This is a genomic window from Streptomyces sp. NBC_00557 (assembly GCF_036345995.1).
Lineage (GTDB): Bacteria > Actinomycetota > Actinomycetes > Streptomycetales > Streptomycetaceae > Streptomyces.
Genome location: NZ_CP107796.1, coordinates 4,685,576 through 4,701,711, shown reverse-complemented (window position 1 = coordinate 4,701,711; position 16,136 = coordinate 4,685,576). Strand labels below are relative to the sequence as shown.

Below are 16,136 nucleotides of genomic sequence, written 5' to 3'. Positions count from 1 at the left end.
GGGACGCCGGGCGGGGTTTACCGTAGGCGTGCCTGATTGCCGTACCGGAGAGCCGATGCCCGCGAAGAGCGCAGTGGAGACCGACACCCGTGTCGAGGCGGGGGACACGGTCGGGCCGTTGCTGCGCGGGGTCGGGGTGCTGCGGCGGCTGACCGAGGCGGGCGGCACGCTGAGCCCGAGCGCGTTGGAGAGGGCCACCGGACTCGCCCGCTCGACGGTCGACCGGATCACCGCGACCCTGGCCCGCATGGACTACGTCCGCCTCGACGGCCGTGACGTCGTCCTCGCGCCACGGGTGATGGAGCTGGGAAACGCCTACCTGGCCGCACTCCGCCTGCCCGAGCTGCTCGGCGCCCACGCCGACGCCCTCGCCGACGAGCTGGACGAATCGGTCTCGCTCGCGGTCGCCGATCTCGACGGCATCCGCTTCATCCACCAGGCCACCCGCCGCCGCGCGATGTCCGTCAGCTTCCGCATCGGCGACCTGCTCCCGGCCGAACGCACCGCGCCGGGCGCGCTGTTCGCGACCGAGTGGAAGCAGCCGGACTGGGCCCGCTGGCGCACCCGCCGCGCGACGGACCCCACGGACGCGGCCTTCCCCGCCGTACCGCCCCGCCGGCCTCAGGCCGAAGGACCGGCGGACGCCCCACTCCCCGACTCCGCCTTCGTCCAGCGCGTGGAACGGGCGCGCCGGGACGGCTGGGCCGTGGACGACCAGCTGATCGAACCGGGCCTGGTCGCCGTGTCCGTACCGGTACGGGATCCGCACACCGGCCGTCTGGCCTGCGTGGCGAGCGTGGTCAGCCACACCAGCCGGCACTCCGCCGCCGACCTGCGCGGCGGCCTGCTGCCCCGCCTTCGTACGGCGGTGACGGCGATGGAGACCGAGCTGCGCACCGCGCCACCGCCGCGGCCCGGCCCGCCGCCCTCGGGCCTGGCGACCTGGACGACGGCGTCCAAGCACCAGCTGGGCCGGGACTTCGTGGAATCCCTGGCCCGGGGACTGACCGTGCCGACCGCGTTCGGCGAGGGCCGCGCGGCGCTGTCCCTGAGCGACGTGGCACGGGCGACCGGCCTGGCCCGGGCCACGGCCCGCCGCGCCCTGCTCACCCACGAGCACCTCGGCCTGGTACAGGCCCTCCCCGACCGCACCTTCACCCTGACCCCGCGCGTCCTGGACCTCGGCTTCCCGCCGCTGTCCCGCACCACGCTCCCCCGCCTCGCCGAGCCCCACCTGCGGGCGCTGGCCACCCGGTTGCACGAGCCGACGGCACTGGCGGTCCTCACCGCCGACGGCAAGGAGATCCAGTACACGGCCGGGGCGGGCGCGAGCCGCGTCCTGACCGTGCACATCACGGTCGGCGCACGCCTGCCCGCCGCGCAGACCTCTCTTGGCCGAGTCCTCCTGGCGGACGCCGGCGCTCCCCTCCCCCCGGCTCTCGCCGAGGTACGCGCCCAGGGATACGCCCTGGTCGACGAGGAACTGGAGTCGGGCCTGCGATCCATCGCCGTACCGGTACGGGACCGGGCAAGCCGCGCCGTCGCCGCGCTGAACGTCGCCACCCACGCGGCCCGCCGCACCCTCGAGGACTGCCTCCACGACGTCCTCCCCGCCCTGCGCGAAACCGCCGCCCACATCGAGTCCGACCTCCACACGGCCTCCCGCTTCACCCCCATCCCCACCTCCTGACCCATCCCCGCGCCCCACCACCGGACGCGCCCCACCCGCTACACTGTCGACCGGTGACTCCGTCACCACTGCTCAGCACTGCCTTCGTAGCTCAGGGGATAGAGCACCGCTCTCCTAAAGCGGGTGTCGCAGGTTCGAATCCTGCCGGGGGCACCGACCTGGACCGCAGGTCAGAGGCGGTTTCGGCCCCTCGTTCAATTCGAACGGGGGGCCGCTTTCATGATCGAATGCCACATGGATGCCACATCCCCACGCGGCATCGTTCTTATCTCACCCTTACGAGTGACTGGACTAAGTGCTACCAGCACGTAAGGTGACTCTCACGGGACGAGCAGGCGCGTCTCCCCGCGCGCGCTTGAGACGCGCGTCCCGTGGACTGTGCGGTGTCTGGCGGGGAGGCCGGCCCGCACAGGCGAGGGCCCCCGTCGCTGTTGTCGGCGGGGGCCCTTCTGCGTTCCAACGTAAACCGCCCCGGAGCCATCGGCACCCGGGGCGGGACGCCTTGACCGAAGTCCGGCGTCTAACGGCCGGTCAGGCGGAGACGCGCACGCCCTTCCGGCCGCTCCGATCCCGCCCGCACGCCTGATCACAGACATGTGGGCGGCGTCTACTTACCATCATCTTGCCAAGATCATTAAATTTGCCCGACCAGGCAAAGACAACAGGCGATGATCATTACAGCGTGGGCGCGTGCCACTCGACCCGATGCCCGACTGGGTACACGCCCGCTGCCGGGAGATCGGGGAACGCATTCGCGAGGCCCGTCTCGAGGCCGGCCTCTCCCAGGTCCGGTTGGGCGAGCGCATCGGCCGCGACCACCGCACGATCCATCGCTGGGAATACGCCCAGCGCGTGCCCGACCTGCGTGACCTCCTGCTCCTGGCCGACGTCCTGGAGACGTCGCTTCCCGAGCTACTCGGCGAACGGCCGCCCCGACAGGGGTGACGGGGCGGCCGCCCTCTCCAGCGCCGCTCACTCCCCGATTCGCCGTCTGGGGGACGCTGGAGCTCTGGCCCGCTCCTGCCGTCACGGCGTGCGCCAGGAGCGGAAGTCGGTGTCACGGCGCCGGCGCGAGCGCGAGTTCCTCGAGGTCGGTTACACGCTCCACGCCTTCGAGTGTCACGACCAGGCGGCTGGCAAGGATCCAGCGCATGCGCTCGGCATCGAGGAACGAGACGCGGTGCACCCCGCTTCTGCCCGGTGCGGGTACAGCCTCGAGCGTGTCCGGGTCGTACAGCTTGCCGGCCACGCCCCATGACGGTGTGTGCGAGACGAGGGCGGCCGCCCAGCCCTTGCGGAGGAACGGGCAGTGGTCCACCGCCAGCAGTGCACAGGCGGCATGGAGGGGCGGGGACGTGGTCTGCTCTCCGTCCGCGATCGGCTCACCGTCTGCTGAGCCGAGGAGGAAGAGCGTCCGCTCGTCACGCCGTGTCCCGATCGTCGGGCCACCGCACATCTGGCACAGCAGGCGGGTCATCGCCTGCCGTTGCCGAAGCGCGTGGACCATCTCGAACTGGGGGCGGCCCGATCGCGTCGCGGGCATGCGCATCCATAGGGCACCGAGCTGGCGGTCGACGTGACTGTCCTCGTCCTGGAATCCGAGGCCAACACCACCGCGGCCTACGCGCAGGGCGAGGGGCTGGGGTGGGATCCGTTCTCCGGACCAGGCGGCGATGAAGGGGACGGGGATGCCTTCCCAGTACCGCATGGGGCGGACGGCGGCGGCCTCTACGGTCGGCACGTGCGTAGCTCCAGAGCGAGAGAGTGCAGGGCGTGGCGGGTCTCGCAGCGGCTGGCGTCTTCCGCGCACTGCTCGCACGAGCCGGGGTGATTGTTGCGCGCAGCCAGGACGGCGCGCCGCGTACAGGGCCTGCAGGCGCGCGGGAACCAGTGGACGCCGTCGTCCTTGCGCTCGCCGAGGTCGACGGCCGTGGCGGTGGACAGCGGTTCGCCGCCCCACACGCACTCGGCGCCGCGCGCTCGGGCGTCTGGGAGGACCTCGAGCGGTGGCAGCTGGATGAGCGGCAGCAGCGCGGCCGGGATGTCGACCAGCGCTCTGGTCTCGGTGGTCGTCATGCGGAGGCCTCCGTGTCGGGGTGGTGACTGCCGGGGTCGGCGGCAGCGGCGCGCCTCGAGGGGCTGCAGCCGTAGCCGGGCGGGCACTCATAGAGGTCGACGTCCAGGACGTGAGCGCCGACACTGCCGTGCGCTCGCCCGGCCGGGGCACCGCCTCGGTGCAGCGACCGTGCGCACCAGCAGCAGGCCCAGCCGGAGTACTGGGCGTGGGTGAGATCTAGAGGCGAGGGGAGCGTCACATCCGGTCGGCCAGCGGCACGAGGTCGTAGGCCTGGCGGCACGGCAGGCAGGCGAAATGGTTGCCGGCGGAACCGGGGCCGCTGCCCTGCTCGGTGGCCTGGATGAGGCGTACGCCCCGTGCTTGCCCCTGGTGCCAGGAGCAGTAGCCGTAGCTGGTGGGGCTGGTCTCTTGGCTGGCTGACTGCGTAGTCTGCGGCATGTCGACGCTCCTCAGGCGTTGACCGTGCCCCGGGAGGCCCGCCGCCTCGCCGGGGTTTCCTCGTGCCGCTGACGCTACGAGTGTGATGTGCGACACCCCTAGGGGTGTGCAGATTTGTGCAACATCTAGGGCTGTACTCGGCCAAGGGCCGGATCCCTGCCCTTGACGGTGTCCGTCGCCGGCATGACGGTGGTGCACAGTCCTGCACATGCCGTCATAGGAGGCCTCCGTGTCGCTACGGTTCATCGGCATCGACCCGAACACAGGTGACCATGAGTCGCCGACCGTCTGGGTCGACCAGGAGAAGCAAGAACTCGTGCTTCAAGGGTGGAAGCCGAGCCCGGAGTTGGAAGCCGAGTGCGCCGCCTTCGAGGTTCCGGGACACGCCGTCGGCATCCCCGACCACGAGGCCGTGATCCGTGTCCCTGCCCGCATGGTGCCGATGCTCAGGAAGGCCTGCGATGCCCTCGACAACCCCGCCTGACTTCGCTGACCTCCTGGCCGGCGCGGCCCGCTCCGCCGTCCATCTGGAGATGCGGGACGCCTACGCCGTCGACTACGAAAAGGGGCCGTTCGCCGACTGGCGGGCCGGCATCCGGCCCGATCCGGCGGACAGGGCGTCCTGGTGGCGGCCCTGGCTCGACCTGGTACAGCAGGCCGTCGCGCGCGGCGTGGTGATCCGCCGCGCGCGGATCGTCTCGGAGCCGGTCAGCGAGTACACCCGCTTCCTCTACGACGGCACCTTCACCAACGTCGCAGCGGGCGAGCAGGTCCGCTGGCTCCCCCGGCGGCAGGCATCCACCATCGCTCTGCCCGGCAACGACTTCTGGCTGTTCGATGACCAGGTGGTGAGGTGGAACCACTTCACCGGTGAGGGCCAGTCCGCCGGCGGCGAGGTCACAGAGGATCCGGCCGCTGCCAAGCTGTGCAGCGAGGCCTTCGAAGCCGTCTGGGCGCGAGCAGTTCCGCACGACCAGTACAAGATCCGCTAGCACGCACCGGACAGGCCAGCTCATGCCCCTCTCCCCGTCCTCGTCCGCCCAGGCCGCGCGCGAGGTCGTCGCTCACCAGCTGCGTGATCTACGCAAGAGCGCCGGGCTGACGGTCGTTGAGCTGGCCAAGCGGTGCGGCTGGCACCACGCCAAGACGTCCCGGATCGAGAACGCCAAGACCGCGCCGACCGCCACCGACATCCGCCTGTGGTGCGCAGCATGCGGCGTCGGGGACCAGGCCCAGGACCTCATCGCCCGGTCCCTGCACGCCGAGTCGATGTATACCGAGTGGCGCACGCAGGTCCGCGACGGTCTCAAGGCCCTGCAGGGACGCGAACCGCGGCTCTTCCAGGACACCGAGCGTTTCCGGGTCTACTCCTCGTCCCTCGTCCCCGGCCTGCTGCAGACCGAGGGTTACGCCGCGGGCGTCCTCGGCATCAGCGCCCGGTTCCGCGACGTACCGGTAGATGACAGCGCGGACGCTGCCCGGGCCCGGGTCGACCGTAGCCGCATCATCCACGAGCCGGGCCGGCGCTTCGTGTTCGTCATCGAGGAGGCCGTCCTGCGGTACCAGGTGGGCGATGCCGACACCATGGCCGCCCAGCTCGGCTATCTGCTGACGGCCGGCGCTCTGCCTCAGGTCTCCCTCGGCATCATTCCGGAATCCACCGACTCACGGACCCAGTGGCCCCGCGAGACGTTCCACGTCTACGACGACCGCCTGGTCAGCGTCGAACTGGTCTCCGCGCGCGTGCGCATCACCCAGCCGTCCGAACTCGCCTTGTACCTGCGCGCGTTCGAGCAGCTGCGCAGCATGGCCGTGTACGGCAGCGAGGCGCGTGCGCTCATCCTGCGGGCCATCGAGGTCCTGCGCTGAGGCCAAAGCGCCCAACTGCCTCGAGGGCTCGGCTCGTTGTCAGTGCTGTTCCGTACGCTGGCCGCATGCCCTCCGACGCCTGCCCTGGTTCCGTGCGGTCCGCGCACGCCTTGAACAGCGAAATCCGGCAGCTGTGGCGGCGGTCCGGCGGCCGACTCAGCGCGCAGGACCGGTCCCGGTACGAGCAGCTGGTCACCGAGTGGGCCGCAGCTCTGCGCAGGGAGTCAGCCGGCGAGCCCGGGCAGCACGAAACGGCCCTCGCCCTCCCGTAGGAGAGCGAGGGCCGGAGTTCATGCCATGCGGCGTCGTTCCGCTGGCAGGCCGAGCGCCATGGGCGAGGGCGTCGGTGAGGGTGAAGGGCTGCCAGGCTGTCCAGCACCATCCCGCCGGCAGACCAGGGCGTCAGGGTCCCAGTCCGGTGCCTGCAGGGAGTAGCCCGAGGGGCAGTTCTGGCCGTCTTTCCCGTCCTTGCCGTCTTTTCCGTCCACGCCGTCCTTGCCTGGCGGGCCTGCCGGCCCGGACGGGCCAGGTGGCCCCGAGGGCCCGGCCGGCCCGGGCGGTCCGGTCACCGTCGCGCCCGGGGCTCCGGAAGGTCCTGGCGGCCCGCTCGGTCCGGGCGACGGCGTCAGCGTCGGAGCAGCCTTGCCCGGCTCGCCCTTGGGGCCTTGAGGCCCTGCAGGACCGGGCACCGGAACGGGCACCTCGGCGCGCGCCGGCAGGTTACTCACCGCGGCGGTGGGATCGGGTGCTGCTGGCGTGCCGCCCTTGGCTTTGATCTGGGCGCGCAGCACGCGCACGTCACCGGCGAGGGTGGCCACAGCGTCGCCGCGCAAGTTGGCCTCTTGGGCGAGGGCGTCTGCGCGGCGGGACTCGGCATCGATCCGCAGCCAGACGAGGACGACCGCGCCGCACAACACGAGGAGGACAGCCGCGGTGGCTAGGGTTCGCCATCGCTGTGCGAGGGCGGCCTGGGTCGTCGTCACGTGGGTTGCCCTCCTAGCTCAGCGATGCGTTGCCGGAGCCGCTCGTTCTCGGCAGTGAGCACGGTGATCTGGCCCTGCAGGGCGGCCTTGTCTGCGCGCTCGCTGGCGAGTTCGGCGTACGCGGCCGCGAGGAGCCTTTCGTTCTCGGCGAGTTTCACCTGCAGGCCGTTGCGCTCCTCCTGCAGGTTGTCCACGAGCGTCGAATACCCCCCGAGGACGGCGCCTGACTGGCTGGCCGCGTTGGCGCCGCGGTGCCCGATCACTGCGGCGCCGGCGGCTGCGAGCCCGACGACGATGGATCCGACAGCGCCAAGCGTCGCAGCGTCCACGCGGTCCTCCGTTGTGCTGTGGGGGGTGTGAGCGCAGCCCCTGGGCCTGCGTCACCCGTTGCCGGTCTGCCCTGCGATTCAGGCTCCGGTGACGTCCTTGCCGCCGCCAGTGGCGGGCGCGTTCGGCACCACCCAGGTGATGCCGTACGCGCCGAGGACGGACAGGACGATGGTGACGATCTCGGCGGTCGTGATCCGGCCGTCCTGGACGGCGGTGACGGTAGCAGTGGCGCCGGCGGCGAGGCCGGAGACGACTGCCTTGGCAACCTTGGATATCTTCACGGTGATCTCTTCTCAGGCGGGCTGCGCCGGGCGGCGGCAGCCGATGACGATGGCGGGGTCAGGCCGGGATCCAGACGCCGTTGCGTACGAATCCGTGCAGGCCGCAGCACTTCCACAACAGGCTCGGTTCGAGGTGCAGGGGCTCGCGCGAGACCAGAGTGTGCGCGCTCGTGCCAGCTCCCACCCAGCAGCCCTTGTGCACCTTGCGGTCCTCGGGCACGTCCTCGAGGGCCTTGCACCAGTGCCAGAAGAACGGGGTGGACTCGTGCTCCAGCCAGCCGAAGTAGATGTCGTCGGTCAGCCGGGTCATGCCGGCCGTTTCGAAGCCGGGCCAGTTGGCGGGTGGCGTTCTGGGGGCGTGGGTCACGACTGCAGGGCCTCGCCGAGTTTGGCGAGGGCGGCCTGGGCGCCGGCCTCGGCGGCGGCCTTGATCTCCTCGGCGGTCAGGCCTCCGCCGGCGCCGAGGGCGGTGACGAGCTTGTCGATCGTCGCGGCCTGGGCGCCGAGCTGGGCGAGGATCGCGGTGGTCTGCTCGGCGGCCTTACGCGAGTGCGCGTAGCCGGAGGCGAGCGCGGTCTGTACCTGGATCTTGCCGTCCGCCAGGCCCGTGTCCTTGGGCCAGGTGGTCTTGGCCCAGGCGGGGACGGCGATCTCGTCGGTGGGCTGCATGTCGGTCTCCTCGGGGTGCGTGCCGCCGCCGGCCCAGGCGCGGAAGTCGGCCTCGGACAGGTAGGCGATGGAGCGGTCCACGGGCTTGCTGGTGAACTGCCAGATGAGCGGGGCCCGGCCGGAGGGGCGCGGCTGGCTGGCGGCCTCGGCGCGGCTGTAGGCGGCCTCGCCCCACGGGTACGCCGGGTACCACAGCGGAACGTCGGCGGGGGCGCGGCCGGCGGCGATGTCGTCCGCGCTGGTGTAGATGCCGACGCGCTGATTGGGGAAGGCGGCCTGGACCGTGTGAATCCAGGTGGTGGCCCACGCGCGGATCTCGGCGTTGTTGCGGCCGCGGTAGTTCCGGCCGTCGGAGTACCGCTCGAGGTCCAGCCAGTGGGTGTAGCCGGCCTTCGCGTACGGCTTGACCGTGGCGATGTAGTGGGCGGCCTCGGCCTTGGGGTCCTGGGTGGGCCAGCCGAAGTGGTAGCTGCCAGCGACCAGTCCGGCGGCGAGGATGCCCTTGATGTGGGTGGCGAACTTCGGGTCCACGGTGTGCAGGCCCTCGGTCGCCTTGGCGAAGGCGAACGTGAGGCCGCTCCGGCGCAGTGCCGCCCAGTCCTGGGTGCCCTGGTAGGCGGAGACGTCCATGCCGCGGCAGGTGGCCATCGGCACCTCCTGAAATGACGAAGGCCCCGGCCTGGTGGGCGCGGGGCGTGCGGGGGTTGGTGGGGCTGTCAGGCCGCGAGCCGGAACTGGTAGACGTCGACCTCACGGCGCAGCGTCTGATAGGTGGACAGGCGCATCCGGAACCAGCCGTCGATGCCCCACGAGGTGTTCCACGAGTTCGGCAGAGCCACGACGGTGCGGTCCAGGTCCAGGTCGCCGCCGGAGGTCAGCCGGACCGACTCCAGGACAGCCGCGTACACCTCGTGCCCGCCGTCGACCGGGCTGCGCTCCCAGCCTGCGACGTCGATGAACCCGTTGTGGTCGGGCTCGAAGAATGCGCGGTGCCAGGGCAGTCCGAAGAGGAGGCCGCCGCTCTGCAGCGCGGATGCCACGCCGAGCGCCGTGGTGGCGGTGCGGTAGCCGTCGAACCAGCCGCGGGCCTTGCCGTAGCGGGCGACGCCGAGGCCGGAGGAGCCGCAGTCGGTGGCGGGGTATGCGACGTCGCGCCACTGGTCCTCGTGGGTGCCGCCGGAGTACCAGCGGATCGCGAACTGCTCGCCGGCCTTGCTGTCGCTCGTGCTGAGGCCGATCTCCTCGAGCCGGGGCGCGTCCAGCAGGGCCGACAGGGCGTAGGTGGCGCCGTTGCCGGTGCAGGATCCGAGTTCCTTGGCGGGTGGCGCGCCGGGCAGCAGCTGGGTGACGTCGATGCCCTGTGCGTCCAGGTTGGACTGGTCGAGGATCGGCACCTTGGGCAGCCACTCGGCCGGCTTGAGCTTGGCCGGGTCGATCTCCGTCACCGTGTGGTTCAGGGACCGACGGTCCAGGACGAGGTGCCGGCCGCACAGCGGGTGCAGCGGGTACTCGCGGACGCGGGTGATGTACGAGGACTGGGGCATGCGGGACCTTCCGGTGAGCATGAAAAACGCCCCGGTCGGGGCGAGGGTGGAGCGGGGCCGGTCAGCTGACGTAGGCGTAGGCGAGGATCCCGGAGCCTGCGCCGAAGGCTCCCGCGGTGAAGCCGGCCCCGCTGACGGTGGGCGGAGTGCTCAGGCCGGTGTCGGTGCCGCCGAACCCGGGCGATGCGGACGCGATACCGGCGTCGGCGGAGCCCTCGCCGGCCAGGCTGGGCTGTGTCGTGGCCTTGACCATGACGCCCAGGTAGTGCAGGCCGGCGTAGGTCGTCGTGTAGGACGAGGCGGTGCCCGCGGTGGTCTGCGCGATGGCCAAGGTCTTGACCGTGTTCGAGGCCCAGGACGCCGTCAGCTGGTCGGCGGTGCGCGCGAGCATTTTCCGGCCCGAGTCGTGCAGGCTGAACCACCAGTTGGTGGGGCTCGCGGCACCGGTGCCGCCCGACACGAACGTGATGTTCGAGATGGTCAGGCCCTTGGGCAGCCAGATCGGCACCAGGTACAGCGTGCCGCTGGTCGGCGTGGACGCGGTGCCGCACCGCAGCCGCGACGTCGTCTCGTACCGCCCGGCCGGCCGCATGGCCGCCTCGAGGGCGTTCTGCGGGACGAGGTCCTGGTCCACGAGGTTGGAGCCGGGAAGAGCGGTCATGCCGCCGGGGCCGGTGACGGGTCCGGCCGTGGACACGCTCATGGCCGTGGCCGCGGTCCAGCCGTTGCCGGTGAAGTCGTTGTTCAGCACGGTGCAGCCGGTGGCGCTGGCGGCCATGGACAGCGCCGAGGAGGCACCGCCGGCCAGCTTGCGGACGCTGTTGCCGACAACCAGACAGCCGGTGGCGTTGGTGGACAGCCGGATCCCGGACGAGGCCGGCGAGCGGATGACGTTGCCGGAGATCACGGCGTCCGTGGAGTTGGTCGCGCCGTCCGCGCCCTGGCCGACGAAGATGCCGAAGTTGGACCCGGTGCCGTCGACGGTGTTCCCGGCGACGGTCACACCGACGGACCCCGAGGCATTGAGGGCGTTCGAGCCGGCAGCCCGGACGCTGTTGCCGGTGAGGGTGGCGGCGTCGGAGTAGTGGGCGTAGATGCCGGTGGACGTCGTGGTGTCGACCTGGTTGCCGGAGATGTTCGGCGCCGAGCAGTTCTCGCAGTGGATCGCGTTGCCGGTGATGGAGCGGATCACGTTGCCGGTGACGGACACCCCGGCAATCTTCGATGTGGCGTAGCCGAGGACGCGGATGCCGCTGTCGGTGCCGGCCCCTTCGATCGTGTTGCCGCGCACGGTGACCGTGTGCTGGGTGATCGCGGTGGTGGCCGGGTCGGGCTGGGTGACGAAGACACCGGAGTAGCCGGTACCGGTGATGACGTTGTCGGCGATGACCGCGCGGCGCCACCCGTAGCCGTAGATGCCCTCGCGCAGGGTGCCGTCGATCCGGTTGCCGATGACCTGGATGTTGTCGAAGGTCACGCCGGCGGCCACGGTGTGGGAGCCGACCGCGCGGCCGAACACGCCGAGGCGGCTCGAGGGACCGAAGTAGCAGCCCGTCACGAGCACGTTCCGGCTGGGCGTGTTGTCGAAGGCGCCGATGCTGCTGCTGCCGCTCTTGGCGATGTCGATCTGGATGGCCTCACTGAACTGGCGGCTGCTGTTCCCGGAGTTGTCGCGGTAGCCCTCGAAGCGGCAGTTGATCGCCCTCGCGCCGTCGGTGGAGTTGAACTCGAGGGCGTGCGCGCTGCTCACGTTGCGGACGATGACGTCCTTGACCGTGATGTCCGAGCAGTGCAAAAAGTTGATCACATCGGTCTCGGCGGTGACCGTGCCGGTGGTGCCGTCGGAGGCGTTGCCGTCCCAGATGCCGCCGAGGACCTGGATGTGGGAGTGGCCGGAGTAGCCGGAGAACGTCTCGGTGCCCAGGAAGTTCCTCAGGAGGCCGGCGCCGGTGCCGATGGCCTTGAGGGTGGCTCCGTACGCCCAGATCGTCGTGTTGTCGTACACCACGAGGAAGGTGGAGATCCCGTAGGTCCGGCCCGGCGGGATGTAGACGATGCCGCCGCCCGCACTGTGCGCGGCATCCAGCTGTGCCTGGATCTTGGCCCGGTCGTCGGTGGTTCCGTTGCCGACCGCTCCAGTGACGGCAAACCACCTGACGGCGCTCTGGTCGTTCAGATTGGGCGCGGTGATCGGCTGGTCGAACGTGACCGCATCCTCGAAGACAACCGGGCCGGCCACCTCCTGCGGGTCGGTGGTCGCCAGGTCCAGCTTGGTGCCGACAGCGTCCAGCGCCTGCGTGGCCTGTTGCATGGCGCCGGAGGCGACCTCGCGGCCTGCCTGGTACCAGCGCACGGGCTGGCCGCTGGCGTCCAGGTACTCGTACTCGATCTCGGAGACATCCTGCGCCTTGAAGGTGCGGATGGCGCCGGGCGAGCTGCTGCTGGCGGGGTTGGACTTGAGGGTGGCGATCGGGGTGGTGCCGTCCTCTTCGAACAGGGCGGTGACGATCGCGCCGGTGCCGGCGACCCTGACCAGGACGGGGTAGTCGGGGACGACGTTGCCGGCGTCGTCGGTGAGGACGTCGGAGGGCGTCCCGCCGAAGGTGTAGAGCGGCATGCGTGAGGCGCTCCTTTCAGTCGAGCCAGTACGAGCCGGAGATGTCCACCCAGGACACGCCGGGGGCGCCACCGGAGACTTGGGAGCCGTCCTGGCTGTACCAGATGAGCGAGCCGCGGCCGCCGAGTGAGTTGGCGTCCTGGTCGGGGCTGAAAATCTCCACGCGGCCGACGCCGGTCATGGCGTCGCCGGTGAGGCTGGCGCCGCCGGCGAAGGAGGAGATCTGCTTCGGTATGAACGCGTCCGGAACGGTGCCGAGCTTGACGCCGGAGACAGCGATCAGGCCGCCGTCACTGCGCTCGATGCGTCCCCGCAGGTGGACCTGCCCGCGGTCGATGCGGCCCTCGGGCGTGGTCTGCCCGGCCTCGTAGCCGGAGGCGAGGCTGAGGGGCACCCAGTCGGCGACCGGCTCCCACACGGTGACCCAGGTGTTGGTGTCGTTGCTGACCTTGATCCAGGTGGTGCCGTCCAGGGCGACGACGACCGTTTGGGCGGGCGCGGTGGAGTACTTGGTGTCGCGGTCTGCCTGGTCGTTGGCGTGCTGCCACAGGTGCGGGTCGATGGCCTCGGCTAGGTCGGCGAGGTGGCCCGGCATCGTGGGGCCGTCACCGCCGCCTGGTACGGGGAGGTTGGCGTATCCGAAGGTCGCCAAGAGGTGGCCTCCTCTCAGGAGAACGTGATGGTGATCTGTCCGCCGGTGACGGCCATGTAGTCGGATGAGCCGCTGGCGTAGATGGCCAGGCCCTTGGCGGAGCCGGAGGCGAGCGCGGTGACCCAGTTCTTGGGGAGCGTCGCAGTGCCTTTCGCGCCGGCGGACAGCCGCAGCAAGTCCTCGGGGCCGTCACCGAGGTTGAGCTGTCCGGACGGCGGCGAGCCGTAGTTGTGGAGGTACAGGTGCAGCGGCCGCTTGGCGTTCACGCCGGCTCCGGCCTTGCGGGTGAACTGGACCTTCATCCCGGACACGGTCTTGCCCGCGCAGGCGCTTTGGATCGCCGAGCCGTAGAACCAGGCACCCCTGCGATTGCCGCGGCCGGTCCAGTCGCCCTGGACGGGCGTACTCGCGTAGTCGTCCGGGCGGCCGGCGCGCCAGCTCCCGGACGCGGTCGGCGAGACGGTGACCGGTTTGGGCGTGGGGACGCCGGGCGTGGACGGGGAGGGATCGGAGGCGTCGGGGACCTGGAAATAGATCTCGATCTTGTCGTCCACCTTGCGCACGTAGACGGCGGTGGCGGCCTGCCAGCCGGTGCCGCTCGGCGCGCCGGTGCCGTACGTGGCTGCTCGCACGACCTGGACGTCCTGGGCGGCCTGCGTGGCTGCCTTCTGCAGGTCCTCGGCGTCGGTGATGGCGGGGTCGTCGCCGAGCCGCCACAGGACCACAGGGACGCTGGAGAGGCGTACGGCCACCCAGTCGCCGGCAGCCCGGTTGCGGTAGCTGTCGGGGCAGGCGACTTCCATCAGCAGGGAGCCGTCGCCGAGCTGCAGGTTCACGCGGCCGGACTCGGTGACGTCGGCGACCTGCAGGGAGACGACGTCACCGCTCTGCCCGCCGGCGGTGAGAGCGGCGGCGAGCCGCTCGGCCTCGCCGCCCAAGGGGTCGGCCATCACAGCCTCCTGGCGGTCGTGCGGGTCTTGCAGGACATGGAGGCCGCGCCGAGCGTGTAGCTGATCGAGTCGATGAGGTGCCGCTCCCACACCCCGGCGTCCACCTCCACGGCCGTGACGTCGCCCGGTTCGAGGGCCGGGTTGCACACGGCGGTGAGCGACAGAGCGGCCTGAACGCCGAGGGAGTCGGCGAGCTTCGCCCGGGCTACCTGCGCGGCCTGCCCGTAGCTGGTGATCAGCGAGGACGAGTACCGCTGGGTACGCACCCGGACCCCGAACAGGCCCAGTCGCTGCGGCGCGCCCGGGTCGTTGATCGGGTCCGGGCCGGCGTAGGTGATCGAGTTGGGGTCGTCGTCCCATGCGAAGGCGGGGCCGACCGCGGGCGAGCCGTCGCCGCCGTCGCCGCTGACGGCCCACACGTTGGCCAGGCCGTCGCGGGTGGTCTCGGGCTGCGGCTGGACCAGGGCGCCACCCACGCCGCGGGCGATCTCCCAGACGACCGGGTCGTTCAGGGTGGGCACCGGGCCGACGACGATGACGCCCCGGGCGTCCGCCCAGATCTCACCGGCGAGCGCGGCCGCGATCCCGGTGGACGTGCCGGTGGAATCCGAGCCCGAGGAGAGCACCGACCACCGGTCGTCCGCGGCCACAATCTGCGGGACCTGCGTGTCGGGGTCCACGCCGGGCCGCCACGCGACCGGCACCCCGGGCAAGGCCTCGCTCACGAGCTGGGGCACGAGCGTGCGCGCGGGCCCGGGCCCGACCGTGCGCGGCACCGGGAAGGGGTCGCGCAGATCGTCCTCGAGGCCCTCCAGCTCGACGCTGATCCCGTGCAGCGTCCGGCTGGTGTGGCTCACCGAGTACCGGCCAGCCGGAAACCACACCGGGTCGCGGCGCGGCAGCTGCACGCCCTGCCACAGCCGCACGTTGGTCGTGATGGAGTTGATGCCGGTGCGGCCCTCGCCGACGCCGAGGAGCTCGGCCTGCCCGCTGTAGCGGTTCTCCGCGGTACGGTCCGCGGTCACCTGCGCCGAGCCAGCCACCAGGCCGCACCTGGTCCAGGTGGTGCCGCCGTCGTTGGACCACTCGGCGTAGTACGGCCGGCCGATCGCCTGCGGCAGCGCCGCGAGGACCTCCGGGGCGATCGGCATCATCCCAGGACGCCGTTCGTCGCCAGCTGCTGGTACGTGGCGAACGTCGCCGCCACGGCGTCGTACGAGCCGTAGTTGGCGGCGAGGTTGTCCCAGGACCAGCCGGGCATGCGCATGGGCTGGCCGGCGGTGTCCGGGCGGGCGACCTGCCGCACCGAGGCGGTGAACGTCCGTGGCCCGTCCGGAGTGGTGTCCACGGCCTCGGCCGGGTCGCCGAAGAGCACGAACTGGTCCGGGCGTTGGTTGGCCCCGCGGGTCTGGATCAGCCGGACTCCGGGCGTCGTGAGCAGGGTACGCAGCAGCTCGATCTGCTCGCCCTCGGCGTCGATCGTGATGTCCGAGGTGGCGGCCGCGTAGACGTCCTGGCTGGTGGCCGGGAACGGTGACCCTGCGACGTCGGCGGAGTCGATCCGCGCGGACCACTGCAGCTGGGGCCAGGCCGTGACGGTGACCCGGGCGGACAGGCCTGGCTCGTCCAGCGACTTGATCCACACGTCGGCGGGCGGGGTGGGCTCGTCCACCGTGACGGCCAGCGAGGAGGACGGGCCTGTGCTGCCGTCGGCGAGGATCGGGGTGGCGGTGTAGACGACCGCCACCCCGAGCGGCGCCTCGTGGTCGTACGCCGCGCCCACGCCCTCGATGGCCCACGCGGGGTCAGCCGACCGTACTGGCACGGCCTGCTGGCCCGGGTCGGTGCGCAGGATGCGCACCTTGCGGACATCGGTGGCACGCGCGTACGGCGTGGCCGCGCGGTAGTCGACGCCGAGCACCACGCCCGCATATGTGGCATCCACGCTGGCCGTCAACCACCCGTCGGGGCTGACGGCCGGTGTGGGCGGGGTGATGTGCGGCGCGGACGGGTCCACGATCATCGGCATCGCGGGC

The 16,136-nt window shown here is 71.4% G+C and carries 20 protein-coding genes and 1 tRNA gene; 7 read left to right on the top strand and 14 right to left on the bottom strand.

Translation table 11 applies throughout. The annotated features are described in order from the left end of the window. Window positions 1–55: 55 nt before the first annotated feature. The 3 genes from OG956_RS20485 to OG956_RS20475 all read left to right on the top strand — a co-directional run bounded on the left by OG956_RS20485 (window position 56) and on the right by OG956_RS20475 (window position 2,635). Entirely contained in the window at window positions 56–1,690 is a 1,635-nt protein-coding gene (locus OG956_RS20485; protein ID WP_330339439.1) for an IclR family transcriptional regulator domain-containing protein, read from the top strand. Between the two features lie 80 nt (window positions 1,691–1,770). Then, a tRNA-Arg gene (locus OG956_RS20480) sits at window positions 1,771–1,843 on the top strand. Between the two features lie 552 nt (window positions 1,844–2,395). Next, complete coding sequence (locus OG956_RS20475; protein WP_330339438.1) at window positions 2,396–2,635, top strand: helix-turn-helix transcriptional regulator; 240 nt, start codon at window positions 2,396–2,398, stop codon at window positions 2,633–2,635. 112 nt (window positions 2,636–2,747) lie between these two features. Here the strand turns inward: OG956_RS20475 and OG956_RS20470 are convergent, their stop codons facing one another. The 3 genes from OG956_RS20470 to OG956_RS20460 form a co-directional block, all read right to left on the bottom strand. After that, window positions 2,748–3,431 carry a hypothetical protein gene (locus tag OG956_RS20470; RefSeq protein WP_330339437.1) on the bottom strand — a complete coding sequence of 228 codons (684 nt, stop codon included), beginning with the start codon at window positions 3,429–3,431 and terminating at the stop codon, window positions 2,748–2,750. Further along, window positions 3,419–3,766: a hypothetical protein gene (locus OG956_RS20465; RefSeq protein WP_330339436.1), complete on the bottom strand. Its 348-nt coding sequence runs from the start codon at window positions 3,764–3,766 to the stop codon at window positions 3,419–3,421. Before OG956_RS20465 ends, OG956_RS20470 begins: the two co-directional genes overlap by 13 nt. A 235-nt stretch (window positions 3,767–4,001) precedes the next feature. Continuing rightward, the gene (locus OG956_RS20460; protein ID WP_330339435.1) at window positions 4,002–4,205 is read right to left on the bottom strand and encodes a hypothetical protein; all 204 of its coding nucleotides are present in this window, start codon (window positions 4,203–4,205) and stop codon (window positions 4,002–4,004) included. A 229-nt stretch (window positions 4,206–4,434) separates the two neighbouring features. Between OG956_RS20460 and OG956_RS20455 the strand changes: the two genes are divergently transcribed. The 4 genes from OG956_RS20455 (at window position 4,435) to OG956_RS20440 (ending at window position 6,346) form a co-directional block, all read left to right on the top strand. Next, complete coding sequence (locus OG956_RS20455) at window positions 4,435–4,689, top strand: hypothetical protein (protein WP_330339434.1); 255 nt, start codon at window positions 4,435–4,437, stop codon at window positions 4,687–4,689. Then, window positions 4,667–5,197: a DUF6879 family protein gene (locus OG956_RS20450; protein ID WP_330339433.1), complete on the top strand. Its 531-nt coding sequence runs from the start codon at window positions 4,667–4,669 to the stop codon at window positions 5,195–5,197. The genes OG956_RS20455 and OG956_RS20450 overlap by 23 nt, the downstream gene beginning before the upstream one ends. A gap of 22 nt (window positions 5,198–5,219) precedes the next feature. After that, the gene (locus OG956_RS20445) at window positions 5,220–6,074 is read left to right on the top strand and encodes a helix-turn-helix domain-containing protein (RefSeq protein ID WP_330339432.1); all 855 of its coding nucleotides are present in this window, start codon (window positions 5,220–5,222) and stop codon (window positions 6,072–6,074) included. A 65-nt stretch (window positions 6,075–6,139) separates the two neighbouring features. Further along, window positions 6,140–6,346 carry a hypothetical protein gene (locus OG956_RS20440; RefSeq protein ID WP_330339431.1) on the top strand — a complete coding sequence of 69 codons (207 nt, stop codon included), beginning with the start codon at window positions 6,140–6,142 and terminating at the stop codon, window positions 6,344–6,346. 18 nt (window positions 6,347–6,364) lie between these two features. Here the strand turns inward: OG956_RS20440 and OG956_RS20435 are convergent, their stop codons facing one another. The 11 genes from OG956_RS20435 to OG956_RS20385 all read right to left on the bottom strand — a co-directional run bounded on the left by OG956_RS20435 (window position 6,365) and on the right by OG956_RS20385 (window position 16,129). Then, a complete protein-coding gene (locus OG956_RS20435) occupies window positions 6,365–7,057 on the bottom strand; it encodes a collagen-like protein (RefSeq protein WP_330339430.1) in 693 nt (230 codons plus the stop codon). Next, window positions 7,054–7,386, bottom strand: a complete 333-nt coding sequence (locus OG956_RS20430) for a hypothetical protein (RefSeq protein WP_330339429.1) — start codon at window positions 7,384–7,386, stop codon at window positions 7,054–7,056. The genes OG956_RS20435 and OG956_RS20430 overlap by 4 nt, the downstream gene beginning before the upstream one ends. Before the next feature lie 78 nt (window positions 7,387–7,464). Further along, window positions 7,465–7,668, bottom strand: coding sequence for a hypothetical protein (locus tag OG956_RS20425; protein WP_330339428.1), 204 nt, complete (start codon window positions 7,666–7,668; stop codon window positions 7,465–7,467). A gap of 58 nt (window positions 7,669–7,726) precedes the next feature. Further along, a complete protein-coding gene (locus OG956_RS20420) occupies window positions 7,727–8,035 on the bottom strand; it encodes a hypothetical protein (protein WP_330339427.1) in 309 nt (102 codons plus the stop codon). Further along, entirely contained in the window at window positions 8,032–8,985 is a 954-nt protein-coding gene (locus OG956_RS20415; RefSeq protein WP_330339426.1) for a glycoside hydrolase family 25 protein, read from the bottom strand. Before OG956_RS20415 ends, OG956_RS20420 begins: the two co-directional genes overlap by 4 nt. Before the next feature lie 68 nt (window positions 8,986–9,053). Further along, window positions 9,054–9,881 (bottom strand): hypothetical protein, encoded by an 828-nt coding sequence (locus tag OG956_RS20410; RefSeq protein ID WP_330339425.1) that lies wholly within the window; start codon window positions 9,879–9,881, stop codon window positions 9,054–9,056. Window positions 9,882–9,942: 61 nt separating this feature from the next. Beyond that, the gene (locus OG956_RS20405) at window positions 9,943–12,498 is read right to left on the bottom strand and encodes a right-handed parallel beta-helix repeat-containing protein (RefSeq protein ID WP_330339424.1); all 2,556 of its coding nucleotides are present in this window, start codon (window positions 12,496–12,498) and stop codon (window positions 9,943–9,945) included. Window positions 12,499–12,514: 16 nt separating this feature from the next. Then, window positions 12,515–13,150 carry a hypothetical protein gene (locus OG956_RS20400; RefSeq protein WP_330339423.1) on the bottom strand — a complete coding sequence of 212 codons (636 nt, stop codon included), beginning with the start codon at window positions 13,148–13,150 and terminating at the stop codon, window positions 12,515–12,517. 14 nt (window positions 13,151–13,164) lie between these two features. Next, a complete protein-coding gene (locus tag OG956_RS20395; protein WP_330339422.1) occupies window positions 13,165–14,100 on the bottom strand; it encodes a hypothetical protein in 936 nt (311 codons plus the stop codon). Beyond that, window positions 14,100–15,254: a phage tail protein gene (locus tag OG956_RS20390; RefSeq protein WP_330339421.1), complete on the bottom strand. Its 1,155-nt coding sequence runs from the start codon at window positions 15,252–15,254 to the stop codon at window positions 14,100–14,102. Before OG956_RS20390 ends, OG956_RS20395 begins: the two co-directional genes overlap by 1 nt. Further along, window positions 15,251–16,129 carry a hypothetical protein gene (locus OG956_RS20385; protein WP_330339420.1) on the bottom strand — a complete coding sequence of 293 codons (879 nt, stop codon included), beginning with the start codon at window positions 16,127–16,129 and terminating at the stop codon, window positions 15,251–15,253. The genes OG956_RS20390 and OG956_RS20385 overlap by 4 nt, the downstream gene beginning before the upstream one ends. Window positions 16,130–16,136: the final 7 nt, after the last annotated feature.

What these genes read in the sequence shown, in the direction of transcription:
- OG956_RS20405 (WP_330339424.1), bottom strand. Translation starts at nt 12,498, where the DNA reads ATGCCGCTCTACACCTTCGGCGGGACGCCCTCCGACGTCCTCACCGAC.
- OG956_RS20395 (WP_330339422.1), bottom strand. Translation starts at nt 14,100, where the DNA reads ATGGCCGACCCCTTGGGCGGCGAGGCCGAGCGGCTCGCCGCCGCTCTC.
- OG956_RS20410 (WP_330339425.1), bottom strand. Translation starts at nt 9,881, where the DNA reads ATGCCCCAGTCCTCGTACATCACCCGCGTCCGCGAGTACCCGCTGCAC.
- OG956_RS20460 (WP_330339435.1), bottom strand. Translation starts at nt 4,205, where the DNA reads ATGCCGCAGACTACGCAGTCAGCCAGCCAAGAGACCAGCCCCACCAGC.
- OG956_RS20440 (WP_330339431.1), top strand. Translation starts at nt 6,140, where the DNA reads ATGCCCTCCGACGCCTGCCCTGGTTCCGTGCGGTCCGCGCACGCCTTG.
- OG956_RS20390 (WP_330339421.1), bottom strand. Translation starts at nt 15,254, where the DNA reads ATGATGCCGATCGCCCCGGAGGTCCTCGCGGCGCTGCCGCAGGCGATC.
- OG956_RS20445 (WP_330339432.1), top strand. Translation starts at nt 5,220, where the DNA reads ATGCCCCTCTCCCCGTCCTCGTCCGCCCAGGCCGCGCGCGAGGTCGTC.
- OG956_RS20415 (WP_330339426.1), bottom strand. Translation starts at nt 8,985, where the DNA reads ATGGCCACCTGCCGCGGCATGGACGTCTCCGCCTACCAGGGCACCCAG.
- OG956_RS20385 (WP_330339420.1), bottom strand. Translation starts at nt 16,129, where the DNA reads ATGCCGATGATCGTGGACCCGTCCGCGCCGCACATCACCCCGCCCACA.
- OG956_RS20475 (WP_330339438.1), top strand. Translation starts at nt 2,396, where the DNA reads ATGCCCGACTGGGTACACGCCCGCTGCCGGGAGATCGGGGAACGCATT.
- OG956_RS20465 (WP_330339436.1), bottom strand. Translation starts at nt 3,766, where the DNA reads ATGACGACCACCGAGACCAGAGCGCTGGTCGACATCCCGGCCGCGCTG.
- OG956_RS20485 (WP_330339439.1), top strand. Translation starts at nt 56, where the DNA reads ATGCCCGCGAAGAGCGCAGTGGAGACCGACACCCGTGTCGAGGCGGGG.
- OG956_RS20450 (WP_330339433.1), top strand. Translation starts at nt 4,667, where the DNA reads ATGCCCTCGACAACCCCGCCTGACTTCGCTGACCTCCTGGCCGGCGCG.